This window comes from Corallincola luteus (assembly GCF_004336975.1).
Lineage (GTDB): Bacteria > Pseudomonadota > Gammaproteobacteria > Enterobacterales > Neiellaceae > Corallincola > Corallincola holothuriorum.
In genome coordinates this window covers 147,753-165,171 of sequence record NZ_SJXE01000001.1, presented here as the reverse complement: position 1 = coordinate 165,171, position 17,419 = coordinate 147,753, and the positions used below count along the sequence as shown (strand labels likewise).

The 17,419-nt window shown below is 47.5% G+C and carries 16 protein-coding genes; 6 read left to right on the top strand and 10 right to left on the bottom strand.

Going from position 1 to position 17,419, the window contains the following annotated elements; translation table 11 throughout:
- Positions 1-149: 149 nt before the first annotated feature.
- From EZV61_RS00685 to EZV61_RS19675, 3 genes are all read left to right on the top strand, one after another.
- Complete coding sequence (locus tag EZV61_RS00685; RefSeq protein ID WP_114339591.1) at positions 150-860, top strand: TorF family putative porin; 711 nt, start codon at positions 150-152, stop codon at positions 858-860.
- A gap of 157 nt (positions 861-1,017) precedes the next feature.
- The gene (locus EZV61_RS00680; protein ID WP_114339592.1) at positions 1,018-1,341 is read left to right on the top strand and encodes a hypothetical protein; all 324 of its coding nucleotides are present in this window, start codon (positions 1,018-1,020) and stop codon (positions 1,339-1,341) included.
- The gene (locus EZV61_RS19675; protein WP_338068529.1) at positions 1,277-1,552 is read left to right on the top strand and encodes a DUF2970 domain-containing protein; all 276 of its coding nucleotides are present in this window, start codon (positions 1,277-1,279) and stop codon (positions 1,550-1,552) included. Before EZV61_RS00680 ends, EZV61_RS19675 begins: the two co-directional genes overlap by 65 nt.
- 2 nt (positions 1,553-1,554) lie before the next feature.
- On the opposite strand, the gene EZV61_RS00670 is transcribed toward EZV61_RS19675, so the two are convergent.
- The 9 genes from EZV61_RS00670 to EZV61_RS00630 all read right to left on the bottom strand — a co-directional run bounded on the left by EZV61_RS00670 (position 1,555) and on the right by EZV61_RS00630 (position 10,547).
- Positions 1,555-2,388 carry a Dam family site-specific DNA-(adenine-N6)-methyltransferase gene (locus EZV61_RS00670; protein ID WP_114339593.1) on the bottom strand — a complete coding sequence of 278 codons (834 nt, stop codon included), beginning with the start codon at positions 2,386-2,388 and terminating at the stop codon, positions 1,555-1,557.
- Positions 2,381-3,904 carry an SPOR domain-containing protein gene (locus EZV61_RS00665; protein ID WP_131413997.1) on the bottom strand — a complete coding sequence of 508 codons (1,524 nt, stop codon included), beginning with the start codon at positions 3,902-3,904 and terminating at the stop codon, positions 2,381-2,383. Before EZV61_RS00665 ends, EZV61_RS00670 begins: the two co-directional genes overlap by 8 nt.
- A 30-nt stretch (positions 3,905-3,934) precedes the next feature.
- On the bottom strand, positions 3,935-5,002 hold the full coding sequence (gene aroB / locus EZV61_RS00660) for a 3-dehydroquinate synthase (protein WP_131413996.1): 1,068 nt from the start codon (positions 5,000-5,002) through the stop codon (positions 3,935-3,937).
- A gap of 16 nt (positions 5,003-5,018) precedes the next feature.
- A complete protein-coding gene (aroK, locus tag EZV61_RS00655; RefSeq protein ID WP_114339596.1) occupies positions 5,019-5,534 on the bottom strand; it encodes a shikimate kinase AroK in 516 nt (171 codons plus the stop codon).
- Positions 5,535-5,689: 155 nt separating this feature from the next.
- Positions 5,690-7,762, bottom strand: coding sequence for a type IV pilus secretin PilQ (locus EZV61_RS00650; RefSeq protein WP_131413995.1), 2,073 nt, complete (start codon positions 7,760-7,762; stop codon positions 5,690-5,692).
- 22 nt (positions 7,763-7,784) lie between these two features.
- Complete coding sequence (locus EZV61_RS00645) at positions 7,785-8,300, bottom strand: pilus assembly protein PilP (protein WP_114339598.1); 516 nt, start codon at positions 8,298-8,300, stop codon at positions 7,785-7,787.
- Positions 8,300-8,899, bottom strand: coding sequence for a type IV pilus inner membrane component PilO (locus EZV61_RS00640; protein WP_114339599.1), 600 nt, complete (start codon positions 8,897-8,899; stop codon positions 8,300-8,302). Before EZV61_RS00640 ends, EZV61_RS00645 begins: the two co-directional genes overlap by 1 nt.
- On the bottom strand, positions 8,896-9,480 hold the full coding sequence (locus EZV61_RS00635) for a PilN domain-containing protein (RefSeq protein ID WP_130566147.1): 585 nt from the start codon (positions 9,478-9,480) through the stop codon (positions 8,896-8,898). Before EZV61_RS00635 ends, EZV61_RS00640 begins: the two co-directional genes overlap by 4 nt.
- Positions 9,468-10,547 (bottom strand): pilus assembly protein PilM, encoded by a 1,080-nt coding sequence (locus EZV61_RS00630; protein ID WP_205695289.1) that lies wholly within the window; start codon positions 10,545-10,547, stop codon positions 9,468-9,470. Before EZV61_RS00630 ends, EZV61_RS00635 begins: the two co-directional genes overlap by 13 nt.
- A 197-nt stretch (positions 10,548-10,744) precedes the next feature.
- On the opposite strand from EZV61_RS00630, the gene EZV61_RS00625 reads away from it, so the two are divergent.
- The 3 genes from EZV61_RS00625 (at position 10,745) to EZV61_RS00615 (ending at position 16,061) form a co-directional block, all read left to right on the top strand.
- On the top strand, positions 10,745-13,315 hold the full coding sequence (locus EZV61_RS00625; RefSeq protein WP_131413994.1) for a penicillin-binding protein 1A: 2,571 nt from the start codon (positions 10,745-10,747) through the stop codon (positions 13,313-13,315).
- A gap of 96 nt (positions 13,316-13,411) precedes the next feature.
- The gene (locus tag EZV61_RS00620) at positions 13,412-14,599 is read left to right on the top strand and encodes a cyclic di-GMP phosphodiesterase (protein WP_131413993.1); all 1,188 of its coding nucleotides are present in this window, start codon (positions 13,412-13,414) and stop codon (positions 14,597-14,599) included.
- Positions 14,600-14,843: 244 nt separating this feature from the next.
- Positions 14,844-16,061, top strand: coding sequence for an ammonium transporter (locus EZV61_RS00615; protein WP_131413992.1), 1,218 nt, complete (start codon positions 14,844-14,846; stop codon positions 16,059-16,061).
- 105 nt (positions 16,062-16,166) lie between these two features.
- On the opposite strand, the gene EZV61_RS00610 is transcribed toward EZV61_RS00615, so the two are convergent.
- Positions 16,167-17,411 (bottom strand): diguanylate cyclase, encoded by a 1,245-nt coding sequence (locus tag EZV61_RS00610; protein WP_131413991.1) that lies wholly within the window; start codon positions 17,409-17,411, stop codon positions 16,167-16,169.
- Positions 17,412-17,419: the final 8 nt, after the last annotated feature.

Genomic DNA, 17,419 nt, shown 5'->3' with positions numbered 1-17,419 from the left:
ATGCACCATGATGTTACAAAAATTGATATCCCTTCCCGCGGCGCCAAGGCCAAAAACCATATTAACCATTACTTTTCATAACCTTAAAAAAACTGGCACGATGATCGCTTTAACCACAGCGATAATTCCAAACCCAGGAAAATACTAAAATGAAAAAAGCACTTTCTTTAGCTATCAGCTCAGTTTTGGGTGTTGCAGCACTCGCTTCTACTAACGCATACGCCATCGAAGGCTTGTCAGCCAACGCTAGCGTAACTAGCAACTACTTATGGCGTGGTGTGACCCAAACTGATGACGGCGCAGCCGTACAGGGTGGCATCGACTATGAACATTCTTCAGGTATCTATGTAGGTACATGGGCATCAAACGTAGATTTTGGTGGTGATGAAGTAACCGGACTCGACGCATCTTACGAAGCAGACTTCTACTTCGGCTACGCAGGAGCAGTTGGTGACTTCGGTTATGACGTAGGTTACATCTACTATGCATACCCAGACGACAGCGCTGAAATCGACTTAGGCGAGGTATATGGTTCTGTTAGCTATTCTTACTTCACCGTAGGTGCAGCAACACTGGTTAACTCTGGCGATGACGCATTCAGCGACGGCCAGGATGATGACTGGGTTTACGTCTATGCTGACGCCGCTTTTGAAATTTCAGAAGGCTTAGAGCTTGGCCTACACGTAGGTAACTTCAGCGGTGATTCTGCAGAAGATTGGTTTGGCGACAGCTATACCGATTACAGCGTAAGCTTGTCTAAAGGCGGCTTCGGTCTGTTGGTTTCTAAAACTGACATCGACGGCGGCAACTTAGACGATGTTAAAGTTGCTGTTTCTTACGCTGTTGACTTCGATCTGTAAGAACAACAGCCGTAACATAAACGCCGCCATCGGGCGGCGTTATTTCTTGTCACAGCATACACCGCTCAAAATTTAACCTTTATTTAACACTCCAAGCATAGTTTCCCTTTATTAGCAGTGGTATATTTGTTTGTATCTCTGTCAGGGAGGCAGTGAAATGATTCGTTCGAAGATCTTTTTATCAAGTGCAGCAACCGTAGTTTTAAGCTCTATTGTTGCTTTCCATCAGTGGCCCACTAGTACAAGCCTGGGTGACGCATGTTCCTGCGAAGCAGAGAGCATTACTTTTGACGCCAGCCTTCCGGTCAGCCACCCTGCAAACCGCTGCTCATTGCAAAACAAAGCATCAAATGAAAGCTGGTGGGCATGGTTAGCTGGCGATAGTCGTTCGGCGGAATATCACTTCATCGATCTGCTTGAACTCCTATCCCGTTCGAATACTACTGATAAGCCTATCTCGCCGAAAGAACCCCAGAGCTAGGGCTGAATTGCAACTCCCGACGATATCAGTTCACCCGTTGCGAGCTATAAGAGCGGTAGTATCGGCTTTCTTTGGCGTGCAAAGTGAAGCGGCGAGAAAACAAGATTTTCAGTACCACAATCCTGTGCCATTTATCATTGCTGGCATCGTTATGGCATTAATGCTGGTGCTAACGCTGATAGCTGTCGTTAGCTGGGTACTAGATAAATAAGCCTATTCCGCGACTAACCGCCCCTCGTAAAAAGCAAGCAACTCACTTACCTTTTGTCGCCCTGACCCATTACGACTGATAGTACGCTTAACACGGACTATATCTAGATTAGCAGGAGCATAAAGTGCTCGCGTCTCGGTTACCTCATGGTTACTGATTAATACGGGCACACCGTTTTTTGAGGAGACCTCTTGTGCTACCAGCGCCAAAGACTCCTGCTCGGCGCGATTGAATCCCGCACCATGATAGGAGGTAAAGCTGGCAGTGGGGCTAAGTGGCCAATAGGGAGGATCGCAGTATACGACATCGCCTGGCCCGGTAGCCCGCATCACCTCGGCGAATGGCATACAGGTAAACGTGGCTCGTTTCGCTTTCTCAGCAAAGAATGCCATCTCTTTTTCTGGAAAGTATGGGCGCTTATAACGACCAAAAGGCACATTGAAAGCACCTTTCTTATTGTAACGACAGAGCCCGTTATAGCCGTGACGATTCAAGTAGAGGAAGAGTCGCGAACGCAATTCAGGATCAGCACTCTGATTAAACACTTGTCGCCAATGATAGTAAGCTTCTGGCGTATTATGCTGCTCCGAGAATAGCGGTTTCACCGCGGCAATAAACCTATCCCCCTGATCTGCTAGGAGCTGATAAAGACCAATCAGATCAGGATTAATATCGTTTAATCGGTAATTTTTATAATCAGAGTTAATAAATACCGAACCAGCACCTACAAAAGGTTCTACTAAGGTATCACCCGAGGGTAAACGCCGGTTGATCTCTTCAACTAATCCATACTTTCCGCCCGCCCACTTTAGGAAAGCACGCACTTTACTACTCACTACGCGCAGCCCCCTGCGCTTCTGTTATGTCCGCTTTCACAGCTGCAACACTTTTTGTCCAAGGCTTTAAGGCGCGCAGATCTGCCGAAGACGCTTGCAGGTATGCCGTAGCTTCTGCACGAGTAGCAAAGTTCCCCAAGATAAGCACATGACGAGGCAGCCCCTTCTTGGTCACAATGTACTCGAGAATATCATCCTTCAGTAGCGCAATTTCTGCTCGCTGGTAAAAACGTGCAAGAACGGCTTCGTCAGAAAATACACCGAGTTGCAGTGTGTAATGCTCTGTTGGCCACGCAGATATGCGCTGGCGAACTTCCGCATCTTCTTGCGTCATCGGCAAAGCTACGACTTTTTGCTCACCTGTCTCAGGGGTGACATCCAAGCTCGCCTCAGGCACCACTGTGGCAGGGTCGGTCTCCTCTGCACCTGACTCATCGCCATCGCTTTCCTCGGTCGAGATCGGCGGGACGGAAGGAGATACTGGCAGCAAGTTCTGCTGTTCAGCCTCAATCAGCAGCTCATCGGGGATCTCGATTACCACATTTTGACCACTTGACGGCGCAGCTTCAATCTCCACTGGCGGTTCGGTCAATTCAGCAGGCAGTAACTCATCGGCACTCAATATCGGGTTCTCTGCCGGTACAGAAGGCGCTTTTACGACCTCTTCTCCAATTGCCTGATCAGATAGCTTTTCATCGTCAGGTAGCCGTTCAGTTACAGGGGGAGGTTCAACGCGCGGAGAAGCATCGTCGGGAGATGGCTGGAATTCCCACAACAACAAAGCGATAAGCAGCGCAGTGACCAACCCCGCTAGCACTGCATGTTGCCACGGAAATGCTGTTTTCTTCACACCGCCTCCCTTAATTTTTGTTGCCAGCGCCATAACGGCGGCAGGTGATTTTGCTAATGCGAGATGACGTTCAATCGCTTCGCTGTTGAGCAGCATAGATGGCTCTGCCGCGAGTAATTCAGATAGAAAATGGCGGCGTTCCTCCATCGGCAAAGGTGGCATAGCCACCTCTACGACGCCATCACCAACCAAACTGGCCAGTGACAGGTTAGCTGAGCTATCTATGGAGCCAATCACCGATAATTGATGCTTTCCATCTCTGCGAAAGGTGATAATTAACTCAGCAATTTCCTGCCAAACTTCATTGCTGAAAAACTGGCAATCGTCCAACACCACTAACATTCTTTGCGGTTCATCAGGCAACATCCGCAATAAACTATCAGACAGGGGATCGGCTTCATCAAACAAGGGATTAGTGATCAGCTGCGTCAGTATTTGGTGGCGATAGTGACAAACATCAGCGTCCGATTGGCACTGAACGAAAGCATGATTAGTTGTGGTGTCGTGATTGGTGACATAACTGAGCAGTGTCGTACTTCGACCACTTCCGGTGCTACCTTTTAGTAGCACAATATTTGAATCGAATTCGACGAGAAAGCCTAACCGCTCGTGCAGCTGCTGTTGTGAGACAAACAATTCGCCTTCACTGTGTTGAACGTTTTGCAAACACACCCCTCCAATAGGGTATAGGCGTCATTACGCCAGCACTGAACGCAACACGGCCTCTTCGACATCGTCAAACATCGCACAGCGACCTATTCTCTCTGGCAAAATAAGCCGGAGTTTACCTTGCAATACCTTCTTATCACGCTGCATATGCGTCATAAAAGAATCGAAGTCCATCTCAGCAGGAGGAACGACAGGAAGGTCATAAAGTCGAATGAGTGCGACTTGCCGTTGATACATAGCTTCATCAATCAAACCGAGCGCTAATGATGTTTTTGCGGCTAACACCATGCCCACTGCCACTGCCTCACCGTGTAGCCATTGACCATACCCTTGTTCAGCTTCTATCGCGTGACCAAATGTATGCCCCAGATTAAGTAGCGCGCGAACACCTTTTTCTGTTTCATCAGCGGCAACGATATCCGCTTTTATCTGACAACAACGTTCGATCGCATAACGCAAAGCCTCTGGCTGTAACGCCTGCAACTCGTCCGCATGTTGCTCTAACCATTCAAAGAAGGGCTCATCGGCAATGATACCGTACTTAATCACCTCGGCCATCCCTGCTGCGAACTCCCTTGCAGGCAATGTCCCTAAACAGAGGGTATCGATAAAAACTGCTTGAGGCTGATAGAACGCCCCAATCATATTTTTTCCTAAAGGGTGGTTAACGGCTGTTTTACCACCAACAGAAGAATCGACCTGTGAAAGCAAGGTCGTTGGTATTTGAATGAACGGCACCCCGCGTTGATAGCACGCGGCGGCAAAGCCGGCCATATCGCCAATAACTCCTCCACCTAGTGCAATAACCGTGGTATCGCGCCCGTGGTTTCCTTCAAGCAACGCTGTAAACACCTGATTCAAGGTATCAAGGGTTTTATACGATTCACCGTCAGGTAGAACCACAGAAGCAACTTTCTTGCTGGTCAAAGCGGCTTCGAGTTGCGCCAGATAAAGTGGCGCCACAGTCTCATTGGTGACAATCATTACCCGATCACCACGCACATATTTGACCACAGCACCAGTGGCCCGAAAGGCCTCTGGAGCAATAGTAATGGGATAACTTCTCTCACCCAATACAACCTGAAGGACGCTCATATCCTGCACCACTATCTTAAAAACCGAGTTCCTTGATAATTTGATTTGCTACGACACGAGCACTTTGCTCATCAGTCTTCACAGTCAAATCGGCGATCTCGCTATACAGAGGGTTTCTGACATCCGTCAGATCTTCTAACGTCTTACGTGGGTCGTCGGTCTGTAATAAAGGCCGACGCTTATCACGCTGCGTACGCGCATACTGCTTATCAATTGAAGTCTCGAGATAGACAACGATACCGCGAGCAGATAACTTATTTCGGTTCTCTTTACTCATGATCGATCCACCACCCGTTGCAAGCACAATGCCTTGCAACTCTGTTAGATCATTAATCACTGTCTCTTCTCGAGCGCGAAAGCCTTCTTCACCCTCAATATCGAACACCCAAGCGATATCAGCGCCTGTGCGACTCTCAATCTCGCTATCAGAATCATAAAATTCTAGGTGAAGTTCTTGCGCCAAATGACGCCCAATCGTACTTTTACCAGCCCCCATGGGGCCTACTAGGAATATATTTCTTTTTTCTGCCATTGCCGTCTACAGCCGATTAAACAGAGTGAAACCTTGGTCTCTCCTTAAAGAGTTAAGGACCCGCGAACAATCTACCATTATCTCAGGAACAGTACCCCTTTGGCAATTAAGATCAAAAAAGGGGAGCAAGCTCCCCTTTTTAAGCTAACTACCAGTTAGAAAGTTTCAGTCACAATCCTTGGTGTTACAAAGATCAGGATCTCTTTCTTCTCATTGGTATCGCTGGTATTTCTGAACATCCAGCCTACGCCAGGCAAGTCACCAAGCAGCGGCACTTTACTGACCGCACGCTTAATTTCCTGCTGATAGATACCACCAAGAACAATGGTTTCCCCGTTATTGACCAAAACTTGCGTGCCAATTTCCTGGGTATTAATTGCCGTTGCTAGACCAGTACCAGTAGGTACGGTATCGCCTTTGGTGTCCTGAGTAATAACCAAATCGAGAATAATACGGTCATCAGGCGTAATGTGCGGTGTAACACGTAGCGCTAATACCGCTTTTTTAAAGGTCACAGATGTCGCACCAGAAGAAGCTGATTCCACAAATGGGATCTCTGTACCTTGTTCGATATAAGCCGGTTTCTGGTTAGCCGTCGTGATACGTGGACTCGCAATCACTTCACCCTTATTTTCGCGCTCTAAAGCTGAGAGCTCTAAATCAAGGATGGTACCATCCGCCAGTTTTGCCACCTGGAATGCGATACTACCCGCTGGTGACGCGACAGGAAGGTTTACATTCAAACGGTCAGCTAAGTCAGGAACAATTCCTGCGGCTGCGGCATCAGCCCCCTCAAGTGTACCTGAAGTAGCACCATCGTCGAATGTATCTGTGATACCCCAACGGATGCCAAGATCTTCCTGAACACCATCATTGATAGTCACCATTCGTGCTTCTATCATCACCTGCTTAACCGGCACATCAAGTACATCAATCATGCGACGGATATCTTCTAAGCGTTCTGCGGTATCACGAACCAATAACGTATTGGTTCGTTCATCCATTGATACAGCGCCACGCTTCGACAGTAATGAAGAGTCAGAAGAGGTAATAATCGCAGTCAATTCCGCCGCTTTAGCATAATTAACCTGGATATATTCCGAGTACAGAGGCGCCAAGTCCTTAACTTCACGCTCTGCTTTTAATTCGTTCGCTTCGCGTACTGCCAGCTCCTCAGAAGGTGCAATCATCAGGATGCGTCCCTCTACTCGCTTACCAAGGCCTTTAACCTTCAAGATAATATCAAGCGCTTGGTCCCAAGGCACACCGTCTAAGCGAAGTGTAATATTACCGTCCACAGAATCAGTGGTTACAAGGTTGAATCCGTTGTAATCAGCAATAATCTGTAAAACAGTACGCACAGGAATATCCTGGAAGTTTAGCGAGATAGGCTGACCTGCGTATTGGTCTGACACATCATCTTCGTCTTCCGAGATGGGGGAAACAGTCAAGGTAAAGAGATTATCTAACTGATAGTAGTTGTAGGTATAGTCAGTTAATGGTTCGACCATAAACTGAGTATAGTTTTCCCCTTTAAATGTCTCGATGGTTTTCACTGGCGTATTAAAATCAATAACATCCATCATGTAGATCAGTTCTTTCATGATGTCAGTGTTATGGAATTCAACGATCAGCTTCTCACCCTTTTGAGTCACATCCACCGCAGCAGATTGGCCTTCAAGGTAAACAAGGAACTGACCTTCACCTTCCGCCCCACGTCGAAAATCGAGAGCATTAATTCGATTAAGGAAAACGTCATCAGGCGTCGGCCCAGCAACGACCTCATTACCAATACTGATAATAAAGGAGTTACCTTTACGCTGGGTACGATAAGGACGCAGGGATTTTAGCCCCACCACCATTTTCATACCACGGAAACCTTCCTGAATACTCAAGCCACGAACATCGGCCTTATCAATTGGGATACTACGCAGATCCAGATCTGACGTGACGTCAGGAAATCTAAACTCAATCTCTGTCGGGCGATGGTTCACCCGACTCTCTGGATCTTCAACCGGCGCATCGAATACAAGTTCGATCTCCAGAAGATCTTCCACGACCGCGTTATAGCGGATGTCCTTGAGTTGCGCTGCATTCACTGCACTTGGCGTCAGCAGCAGGCATAAGAACAGTGTTACTAGCCTATTAGAAATCACGGCTCTCAACTCTCCCGAAGTTATCGACCCAACAACTTGGCCTAAATGCCTCACCGTCCGTTCACTAAACATATCCGTTCCTGAATTCTACTTATTATTCCGCAAGTGCCACATCGGTGTAGCGCTCTACCCAACAGCCTGAGCCGTCAGGGATTAACTCGATAAGATCTAAACCATCACGGCGCACTTGCGTCACCAATCCGAAATAGAGCCCCATATGATAACCGGCTCTCACACGGAACAAGCCTCCGTCATCAGTCTGCATCAACGCCCAAAGACCTTCGGCATCACCAACGGTGCCCTTCATTGTCAGATTATCAATCGCATAAGCTTCCAAAGGCTCTTTAATACGATTGACATCAGGTGTTAAGCAATCTTTTACTACTTCAACCGCTTCTACGATAAGCTCAGGCTGAGGCGCCACAAACGGGCTTCTCAATTCACTCGCCACGTAATCTTCATGCTGAAACGGCGCAACTTCAGGCATAGGTTCCACGTAACCTGACTGCGTCGCTTTAACGGAGGAAACAAACTCCTGTAGATCGCTAATATCGTCTCCGCAACCATAAAGTCCCGCACTAACCAAGGCGAGCAATGCTAACTTCTTCATTACTGAGCCTCCTTGTAGCGGTATGTTTTAGCCAAAATACTCAGCTGCAACTTCGACTCATCTATACGCTTAATAGAAAAGTCATGGAGACTAACAATTCGTGGTAATGCAGAGACATCTGACACGAAGTCACCAAATTGGTGATAGTCACCCTCAACAACGATCGCGATAGGCAGTTCGATATAAAATTCCTGTGGCCGCTCGGGTTCCCAGTTAATGTTAACGAACTCGAGGCCGTGGGTAGTGCCGACATAGGTAATATCGTCCAACAGACCCGGTGTTTCATGACTTAGCGGCAAGATACGCAGCAAATTTTCAAACGTTTCTTCCATCGCTTTCATCTGCTCACGGTAGGTTTTCACCCGGGCAGCTAAATGATATTTAGAGCGAAACTGTTCCCGTAATTCAATTTCACGTGCCTGCTCTCGCGACAAATCGTCGAGCTGATCACCGATCATGAAGTAATAAAACAGGAAGCAAGTAAGAACACCAACGATCCCTATGAATATGGCCTTAACCGTAGAAGGCCATTCGCCCATATTGTTAAGATCCAACTCATTGAAATCGATTTCATTCAGCTCTTTCAAGTCAAATTTCATCGTTTAGCTCCCCTCTGCTTAGCGTCTTCAGCAACAGGTGCTGCAGCTTCTTTGATACGAAGACGCATTGAGAAGCTCTTCAACTTCGGTTCTTTCGGATCTGCCTGAATCGATTGCAAGGTAGGATCAGTCAACCAACTTGAATTCACGACACGGCGCATCAAATTAGAAAGGTGGTTATTAGACTCGGAGCGCCCAACAATCTGGATATTGCCAGACTTGCGGTCAAGTTCCGTCATATATACACCACCAGGCACTGATGATGCTAATTCATTAAATACCCGCGTCACCATATTCCGGTTCTTCTGCAGGTCGCTAATCAACTTCATACGTTGTGCCAGTTCAGATTTTTTCTTGCGCAGCTCTTTAATCTCTGCAATCTGACGATCCAGAACTTGAATTTCCTGCTGTAGGTACGCATTTCGATGACGTTGACTGTCAATGACACCATCAACAATGGAGTAAACACCATACATCAACAAAACACCCGCAAAGACAGTCGCTCCAAGCATCGCAGTAAAGGCATTTTGGCGACGCTTGCGCGCCTCTTCGCGCCAAGGAAGGAGGTTTATATGTGCCATTGGCTAAAACTCCTTAATGCTAGGCCGCAGGCAACAGCATATTTTGCTGCATCCGTTGTTATCGCTTCCGGGGCTATTTCATCAGCCAATGTCATACCGCTAAAGGGGTTGGCCACGATAGTTTCCACACCTAACTCATCTGAAAGCAGTTGCACAATACCTTCAAGCTGTGCGGTACCACCGGCAAGAATTAAATTATCGACTTTATCGTAACCACTTGAGGTAGAAAAAATCTGGATAGTTCGTCGCAGCTGTTGAATTAACGATGTTTGAAACGGCGCCAACACTTCAAAAGTGTAATTACGCGGAAGTTCGCCAGTTAGTTTGGCCGTTTCGGCTTCGGCATGTTCCATACCGTAATAAGACATCAACGACTGGGTAAATTGCTCACCACCAAAAGCTTGCTCGCGGGTATACACAATCTGGCCATCTACGACAAAACTAAAGGTTGTCATATTTGAACCGATATCGACCACCGCAGTAACACTTTTCTCAGAGTAGCCTTCGAGCTGTGCCACCATCAATTCGACACTGCGGCCCAGCGCGTAAGCCTCAACATCGATTACTTTAGCGCTGAAATTACCCTCTTCAAGAGCACTCACACGCGCTTCCACATTCTCTGTGCGAGAAGCGGTCAACAATACGTCAGCTTTGGTTGGATCTGCACGATTGGGACCAATGGTCTCAAAGTCTAAACTCACTTCATCCAATGCGTACGGAATTAAGTTATCTGCTTCAATCCGGATCTGTTCTTCCATCTCATTGTCAGACAGAGCCGCATCCATGAAAATCACTTTAGTCATGACGGACGAGCCACTGACAGCAGCTGCCGCCAGGCGCACTTTTCTGTCAAAACGTTTGCGAAGTGTTTTAATCACTCCACCAACGGCCTCGATGTCCTGAATCTCGTGATCTACAACCGCCCCTTTTGGTACCGGCATCTGAGCCACGCCATCCAATCTAAATCCGTCTGTTGTTTTAGATAACAACACGGCTTTGATTGAATTCGAGCCAATATCTATGCCGACCATCGGGGGGGTTTGCTGTTCTAAAAAGCCCTTCAGCATGACCCCTCGCCAAACTCCCTGAAAATAGAAAGATTGCTATTATGTTAATTTTTTGGTTCTGGCTGTTAGCATAGAACAGTTCGAGTCGCCATCCAACAGTAGAGTTCTCAAAACTATTCGTTATTTATGAGCGAGATCCCTATACTAGCCTTCTCTGATCACAGAAATGAAAATTAGTCCCCCTGGAGTCTGCCACCGTGAAGTGGATTAAATGGCTATCTATAGCATTCATCAGCTGCTTTTTGACCGGTACATTGGCTGTCATCGGCCTTTATTTTTATATAGCGCCTGAATTACCCAATGTAGATACGTTGAAAACTATGCGCTTACAAACGCCAATGAAGGTTTATAGCGCTGACGGTCAATTACTATCCCAGTTTGGCGAAAAAAGACGAATTCCATTGGAAATGGAACAGATCCCGGAGACCATGGTTAATGCGTTTCTGGCGACGGAAGATTGGCGATTTTATGACCATCCAGGCATCGATGTCATTGGTATAGCCCGCGCATTTACCTCTTTATTAATGACAGGTGAAAAGCGTCAAGGGGCAAGCACAATTACCATGCAGGTAGCACGTAACTTTTTCCTATCTCGGGAAAAAACATACATGCGAAAAATTAAAGAGATATTTCTCGCTTGGCATATTGAAGAACTTTTAACCAAAGACGAAATTCTCCAACTTTATTTAAATAAAATCCCTTTGGGTTATCGTGCCCATGGTGTCGGCGCTGCTGCAGAAGTTTATTATGGCAAATCAGTTGATGAATTATCTCTAGCTCAGATTGCGGTTATTGCAGGCTTACCCAAAGCCCCCTCTTTACTAAACCCAATCCGTTCTCCTGAACGCGCCAAAGACAGAAGACATCACGTACTAAGACGAATGCTAGAGGTCGGCGCAATTGATCAGGCTAGTTTCGCAGAAGCGGATGCGGCCCCCATCACAGGAAAATATCACGGCCCTCAAGTGGGTATTTACGCCCCCTATCTGTCAGAGATGGTTCGTCAGGAAATCATTAACCTGCTCGGCGAAGATGAGGCTTATACCGGCGGCTATAACGTTTATACAACAGTACAAAGCAAAGCACAGATAGCAGCCGAAAAGGCGGTTGTCGGTAATCTATTCGCTTATGATATTCGCCACGGCTACCGCGGTGCAGTGAAGCAGCTTTGGCAGGACGGTTCAAATGCCCTTATCAGCTCAGACGAAGCGCAGCAAAACGACAGTGAGATAGCACCGACAAGCGAAGGCTGGACGACCGAGAAGATTTTCGATTATTTGGATGATGTCTCACCCGTCGGCGATCTGCTACCAGCGGTGGTTATTTCCGTATCGGAAACAACGGCGGAAGTCGCTGTTCGCGGCGGATTGCTGAGTACCATGCCATGGGAAGGGATGAACTGGGCACGCCCCTATATCTCTGATGAGCGCCAAGGAAAAGCACCGAAGACAGCAGCCGAAATAGTTAATCCTGGCGGTCAAATCTGGATACGCACTCACGAAGAGGGAGAATTGTCACTGGCTCAAGTACCAGAAGCCAACGCCGCACTTGTTGCACTCAATCCAAAAAACGGGGGCATCGAAGCGTTAGTCGGTGGCTTTAACTACCAGTTCAGCCAGTACAATCGGGTGACCCAGGCCAAGCGCCAGGTCGGCTCAAATATTAAGCCTTTTATCTACTCAGCCGCTCTTGAGGATAACTTCAGCTTAGCAAGCATCATTAATGACGCGCCCATCAACCAATGGGACTCCCGTCAGGGCACGGCATGGCGACCAAAAAATTCACCGCCAGTCTACGAAGGGCCAACTCGACTGCGCGTCGCCTTGGCTAAATCAAAAAACGTTATCTCGGTGCGCTTATTACGGGCAGTTGGACTTCAAGATCTGCGCCGTTACCTGACGCGATTCGGCTTCGATATCAATGAATTACCCAGAAATGAATCTCTAGCCCTTGGTTCTGCGTCTCTGACGCCGATGGAAGTCGCCACAGCTTTTGCCGTCTTTGCCAACGGTGGCTTTCTCGTAGAGCCCTACCTGATCGATAAGATTGAAGACCCTCAGGGCAATATCATTTTTCAAAGTACCCCCAAAGTAGCCTGTAGCGATTGCACGCCAAAACCAAAACAGAGCGCTGATGACGAGTTTCCAATTAGTCCTGCCACTCCGGTAGAGCCTGCGCAGCTGGCACCACGTGTTATCTCAGCCCAAAACGCATTCCTTGTCACCCAAGCACTAAACAGCGCGGTATGGGGAGGAGGCAGCTGGCGAGACGGTACGGGTTGGAACGGTACCGCCTGGCGCGCGGCCAGACAGCTGAAGCGCCGGGATATTGCCGGTAAAACAGGTACCACCAACGAAGCGAAAGACGCTTGGTTTTCCGGCTACAACAGTAACCTGGTTGCCACCTCATGGATCGGCTTTGACGATCATCAACGCAACCTAGGCGCTGCTTCACGTAATGCCAACATGGGCAAGGAGCAGATCACGGGCAAGGAGTTTGGAGCAAAAACCGCGCTACCCGCTTGGATCACTTTCATGCAAGCCAGCCTCAAAGGCCAAAAAGAGGCCAGAATGGCAACACCGGAAGGGATCGTCAGTGTTCGTATCGATCGTGAAACAGGTAAGCTAGCGAGAAGAGCAGACCACACATCCAGATTCGAGTATTTCATTCAAGGCAGTGAACCCACCACGTTTGCCGAAGCCACCCAAGACAATCCATTCGACAGTGATGAGAGCTCTGACCAACAACGCTCTGAGGAACTGTTCTAAACAGATAAACGGAGTGTGATCCCCTTAGTATCACGCTCCCGTTTCATAGGTTAGACTGCAGCCATGATTAAGCCTTGTTATTACTGCGCAGTTTAAATGCTGAAGACAATTTCAATCGATCAGCTCAAAGCTGGTATGTATGTAGACGGTATTGCCAAACAAGCTGGCGGTAAGCATCACAACATAAAAAAAGCGGGCAAGGTGCCTAGCCAAAGTGTTGTTGATTTGATGCGTAAAAAAGGCGTGGTTGAAGTCGTTATCGATACCGATCGAGGCGACGATCTCCCTCAATCCCCAGTTCCTGCAAAACAAGCCAAAGCAACACCAGATAAAGCGGAACAACATGGCAGTGCCAGTTTCGCTGACGAAATGGTAAAAGCAGAAAAACTCTATACCGAAGCCAGAGGCCTACAACAAAAAGCACTGGATGATATCGCAGCCGGTAAGACCCTTGAAATTAAGCCGATGGCAGAACTAACAGGATCATTCATCGATTCTGTGTTCCGCAATCAAGATGCATTGCTCTGTTTAACCCGCATCCGCGAAAAAGATTCTTATCTACTCGAACATTCCATCAATGTATCTATTCTGATGGCCGTGTTTGCTAAGCATCTAAAATTAGATCGAAAAATAACCGATCAAATCTGCTTAGGTGCACTGCTCCATGATTTAGGCAAAATTAAAATCGCCGAAGAGGTGCTACATAAGCCGGGTAAATTAACTGCCGAAGAGTTTCAGTTAATGAAAAATCACGTGGTATATAGCCGGGATGTGGTCATTGAAAGCGGCGTTGAAGTTCCACGTTTAACCATGGAAGTCATTATTCAACACCATGAGAAACTCAACGGAGGCGGTTACCCATATAAATTAACGGCCAATAAAATTTCAAAGTATGGTCGCATGGTGTCTATCGTCGACATATATGACGCACTAACGGCGGACCGTTGTTATAAGCGTGGCATGGTACCGAACGCAGCATTAGGGATCTTAAAAGGCTTATGTCCGGATCAATTAGATGCCGACTTGGTATTAGAGTTTATTCGCTGCATGAGTATCTATCCGGTTGGCACTCTGGTGAAACTGGAAAGTGAAAAATTAGGCATTGTCACCAAAACTAATGAAAAAGAGCTCACTAAACCGCAAGTAAAAGTGTTTTACAGTGTCAAGTATCAGCATCATATTGACGTAGAATTTATCGATCTTGCAGACCCTAAATGCAATGAAAAGATCGCCTCCTGCGAAAAGCCTGAGACCCATAAATTAGACATCCAAAAGTATTTCTAATCGCCAACCTTCGCGTTTCCCATACCTCCTTTTTGTTATGGCACACATCCTGCTTTAGTTATTGAACTGTTCAGGTGCAAACCATAGCAGCCCAACAATCACAAACATAAGTGATTGATAAAAATAATTAAATTTATAAAAGCGAAGCTAAGTTCCACTCCTTGCTCAACAAGGTGTGAAATTTTTGCACTTAATTGGCGCATTTTGCACCAATTGAATGCGCTCGATTTAAACTGGAGGAATTGTGGAAGACATCAATAGCGCGGTGGAAACACTGCTTCAAAGTGCCGACACCCTATTTGTACTGGGCGGTGCCATCATGGTACTGGCCATGCACGCCGGCTTTGCCTTTTTGGAAGTGGGTACCGTACGCGAAAAAAACCAGGTCAACGCCTTAGTGAAAATCATCACTGACTTCGGCGTTTCGACATTAGGTTACTTTTTTGTTGGTTATTGGCTGGCTTATGGCGAGCACTTTTTCGCCAGTGCAGACACTTTAGCTGCAGACAACGGTTATCAGCTGGTCAAATTTTTCTTCCTGCTGACTTTCGCTGCCGCCATCCCAGCCATTGTCAGTGGTGGCGTTGCCGAGCGTGCACGCTTCTACCCCATGCTATTAGCTTCTCTGCTGTGTGTTTCTCTGCTCTATCCCACCTTTGAAGGTATGATCTGGAATGGTAATTATGGCTTCCAGGCTTGGTTGGAAGAGAGTTTTGGCGCCCAATTCCACGATTTCGCAGGCTCCGTTGTGGTTCATGGTGTCGGCGGTTGGATCGCACTTGCTGCCATCATGTTGCTCGGTACTCGTCAAGGGCGTGTTAAAGGTGGCACCGTCGTTGGTTTCGCTCCCTCCAATATCCCTATGCTAGCGCTAGGTGCATGGGTTCTGACCGTAGGATGGTTTGGTTTTAATGTCATGTCTGCTCAGCAACTGACAGGTATATCAGGCCTCGTTGCATTGAACTCGCTGATGGCCATGGTTGGCGGTATTGTCGTTGCCATGCTGATGGGTAAAAACGACCCAGGCTTTATCCATAACGGCCCTTTAGCCGGCCTTGTGGCTGTTTGTGCAGGCTCGGACTTGATGCATCCTATCGGTGCACTGATCGTTGGCTCTGTTGCTGGCGGCTTATTCATCGTCGTCTTTACCTACCTGCAGAATCGCCGCCCGGATATCGATGACGTATTGGGTGTTTGGCCTTTGCACGGTTTATGCGGCGTTTGGGGCGGTATCGCTGCCGGCATCTTCGGCCTGGAAGCGCTTGGCGGCCTTGGCGGTGTAACCTTTATGAGCCAACTGATCGGCTCTATTACGGGTCTGGTTATTGCGCTGGTTGGCGGCTTCGTTATCTACGGGCTAGTTAAAACCATCATAGGTATTCGTCTGAGCCAAGAGGATGAATTCCAAGGCGCTGATTTAGCGATTCACAAGATTAAAGCAATCAACTCCGAAGTGCCTTAACCTCTGCACTTAACATGAAAAAGGGCATTCCGCGGAATGCCCTTTTTTGTGCTTACAATCTAATCAATCAACCTAATGAGATGATGGATAGAGTGAAGCTTTTCGTTAGTCGTCAGTAATCACGAAGTTGCGACCCGCTTCTTTGGCCCGATAAAGATACTCATCCACCCCTTGGTACATATTATCCAAACAACTGGATAGCTGGTTGGTAACTCCCGCGCTAAAGGTCACCTGAAGCTCTGTATCACCATACATAAAGGGTTGCTGCGCCACCATCAAACGAAAGCCTTCTAAAAGCTGATTGGCTTGATCGTTATTTAGGCCGGGCATCATGATACAAAACTCTTCACCGCCCATACGCGCGCAAATAAAACGAGGAAAGGCCTGCGTCATCTTAGATGCCAGTTGTCGTAACACCTCATCGCCAGCCTCATGGCCGTAGTTATCATTCAGTTGCTTGAAGTGGTCAATATCCAGCATCGCCAACGCCAATTGCTGACCTTTGGCAACCGCTTGCTCATGGTGCTTCCCACCTGTGGTGAAAAAGTAGCGGCGGTTATAGAGCTGAGTTAGATAATCCCTATTGGCTGCGTCCTGGATCGCCTGGATCAACTCCATCTCTTCCAGGTTATGCATTAAACGGCAGTGAAACTCTTCATGAAAGAAAGGCTTACGCAAGAAGTCATTGGCGCCATTTTTAATAAACTTGGCGGACAACGCACCACTTTCAGTGGATGACAGGCCGATAATCACCAGTTCATGCTTATCTTTTTCGGTGCGCACCTGCTTGACCAATTCGAACCCATCCATTTCAGGCATCGCATAGTCGGTGATCAGGATGCTGACATCGGGATGTTGAGCTAAGACTGTAAGGGCTTCCTTACCGTCTTTCGCCTCTAGCACTTGGTATAAATGCTGCTGTAGCAAGCCTTTAATGAAACGGCGGGTAGTGCCGGAATCATCAGCGACCAGTACTTTAATATGACGATTTTTTTGCAAGCGACGCAGCAGCTTTACGACATAGTCGTAACTATGACGACTCTCTTTAACGACGTAATCCACTACTCCCATACTCAGCAGGCGCTCTCGCCGCTCATCATCATAACTACCGGTTAACACCACGGTAGGTATTTGACGATCAAGCACGAGTTCAACCACTTCACCATTGGGCGCGTCAGGAAGATTCAGATCGACAACAGCGGCAAAAAACTCACCATCGCTATCAAGTTGTTCACGACAACTTGCTAAATCGGTTTGGGTTACAACATCAACATCCAGCCCCTGTAAGATCAAATGACGAATAATCTTCAGCACCATAGGGCTGTCTTCTACAACCAGGATCCGCTCCATATCCGTTA

What these genes read in the sequence shown, in the direction of transcription:
- aroB (WP_131413996.1), bottom strand. Translation starts at nt 5,002, where the DNA reads ATGAGCGTCCTTCAGGTTGTATTGGGTGAGAGAAGTTATCCCATTACT.
- EZV61_RS00640 (WP_114339599.1), bottom strand. Translation starts at nt 8,899, where the DNA reads ATGAAATTTGACTTGAAAGAGCTGAATGAAATCGATTTCAATGAGTTG.
- EZV61_RS00635 (WP_130566147.1), bottom strand. Translation starts at nt 9,480, where the DNA reads ATGGCACATATAAACCTCCTTCCTTGGCGCGAAGAGGCGCGCAAGCGT.
- EZV61_RS00685 (WP_114339591.1), top strand. Translation starts at nt 150, where the DNA reads ATGAAAAAAGCACTTTCTTTAGCTATCAGCTCAGTTTTGGGTGTTGCA.
- aroK (WP_114339596.1), bottom strand. Translation starts at nt 5,534, where the DNA reads ATGGCAGAAAAAAGAAATATATTCCTAGTAGGCCCCATGGGGGCTGGT.
- EZV61_RS00610 (WP_131413991.1), bottom strand. Translation starts at nt 17,411, where the DNA reads ATGGAGCGGATCCTGGTTGTAGAAGACAGCCCTATGGTGCTGAAGATT.
- EZV61_RS00630 (WP_205695289.1), bottom strand. Translation starts at nt 10,547, where the DNA reads ATGCTGAAGGGCTTTTTAGAACAGCAAACCCCCCCGATGGTCGGCATA.
- EZV61_RS00680 (WP_114339592.1), top strand. Translation starts at nt 1,018, where the DNA reads ATGATTCGTTCGAAGATCTTTTTATCAAGTGCAGCAACCGTAGTTTTA.
- EZV61_RS00645 (WP_114339598.1), bottom strand. Translation starts at nt 8,300, where the DNA reads ATGAAGAAGTTAGCATTGCTCGCCTTGGTTAGTGCGGGACTTTATGGT.
- EZV61_RS00620 (WP_131413993.1), top strand. Translation starts at nt 13,412, where the DNA reads ATGCTGAAGACAATTTCAATCGATCAGCTCAAAGCTGGTATGTATGTA.
- EZV61_RS00650 (WP_131413995.1), bottom strand. Translation starts at nt 7,762, where the DNA reads ATGTTTAGTGAACGGACGGTGAGGCATTTAGGCCAAGTTGTTGGGTCG.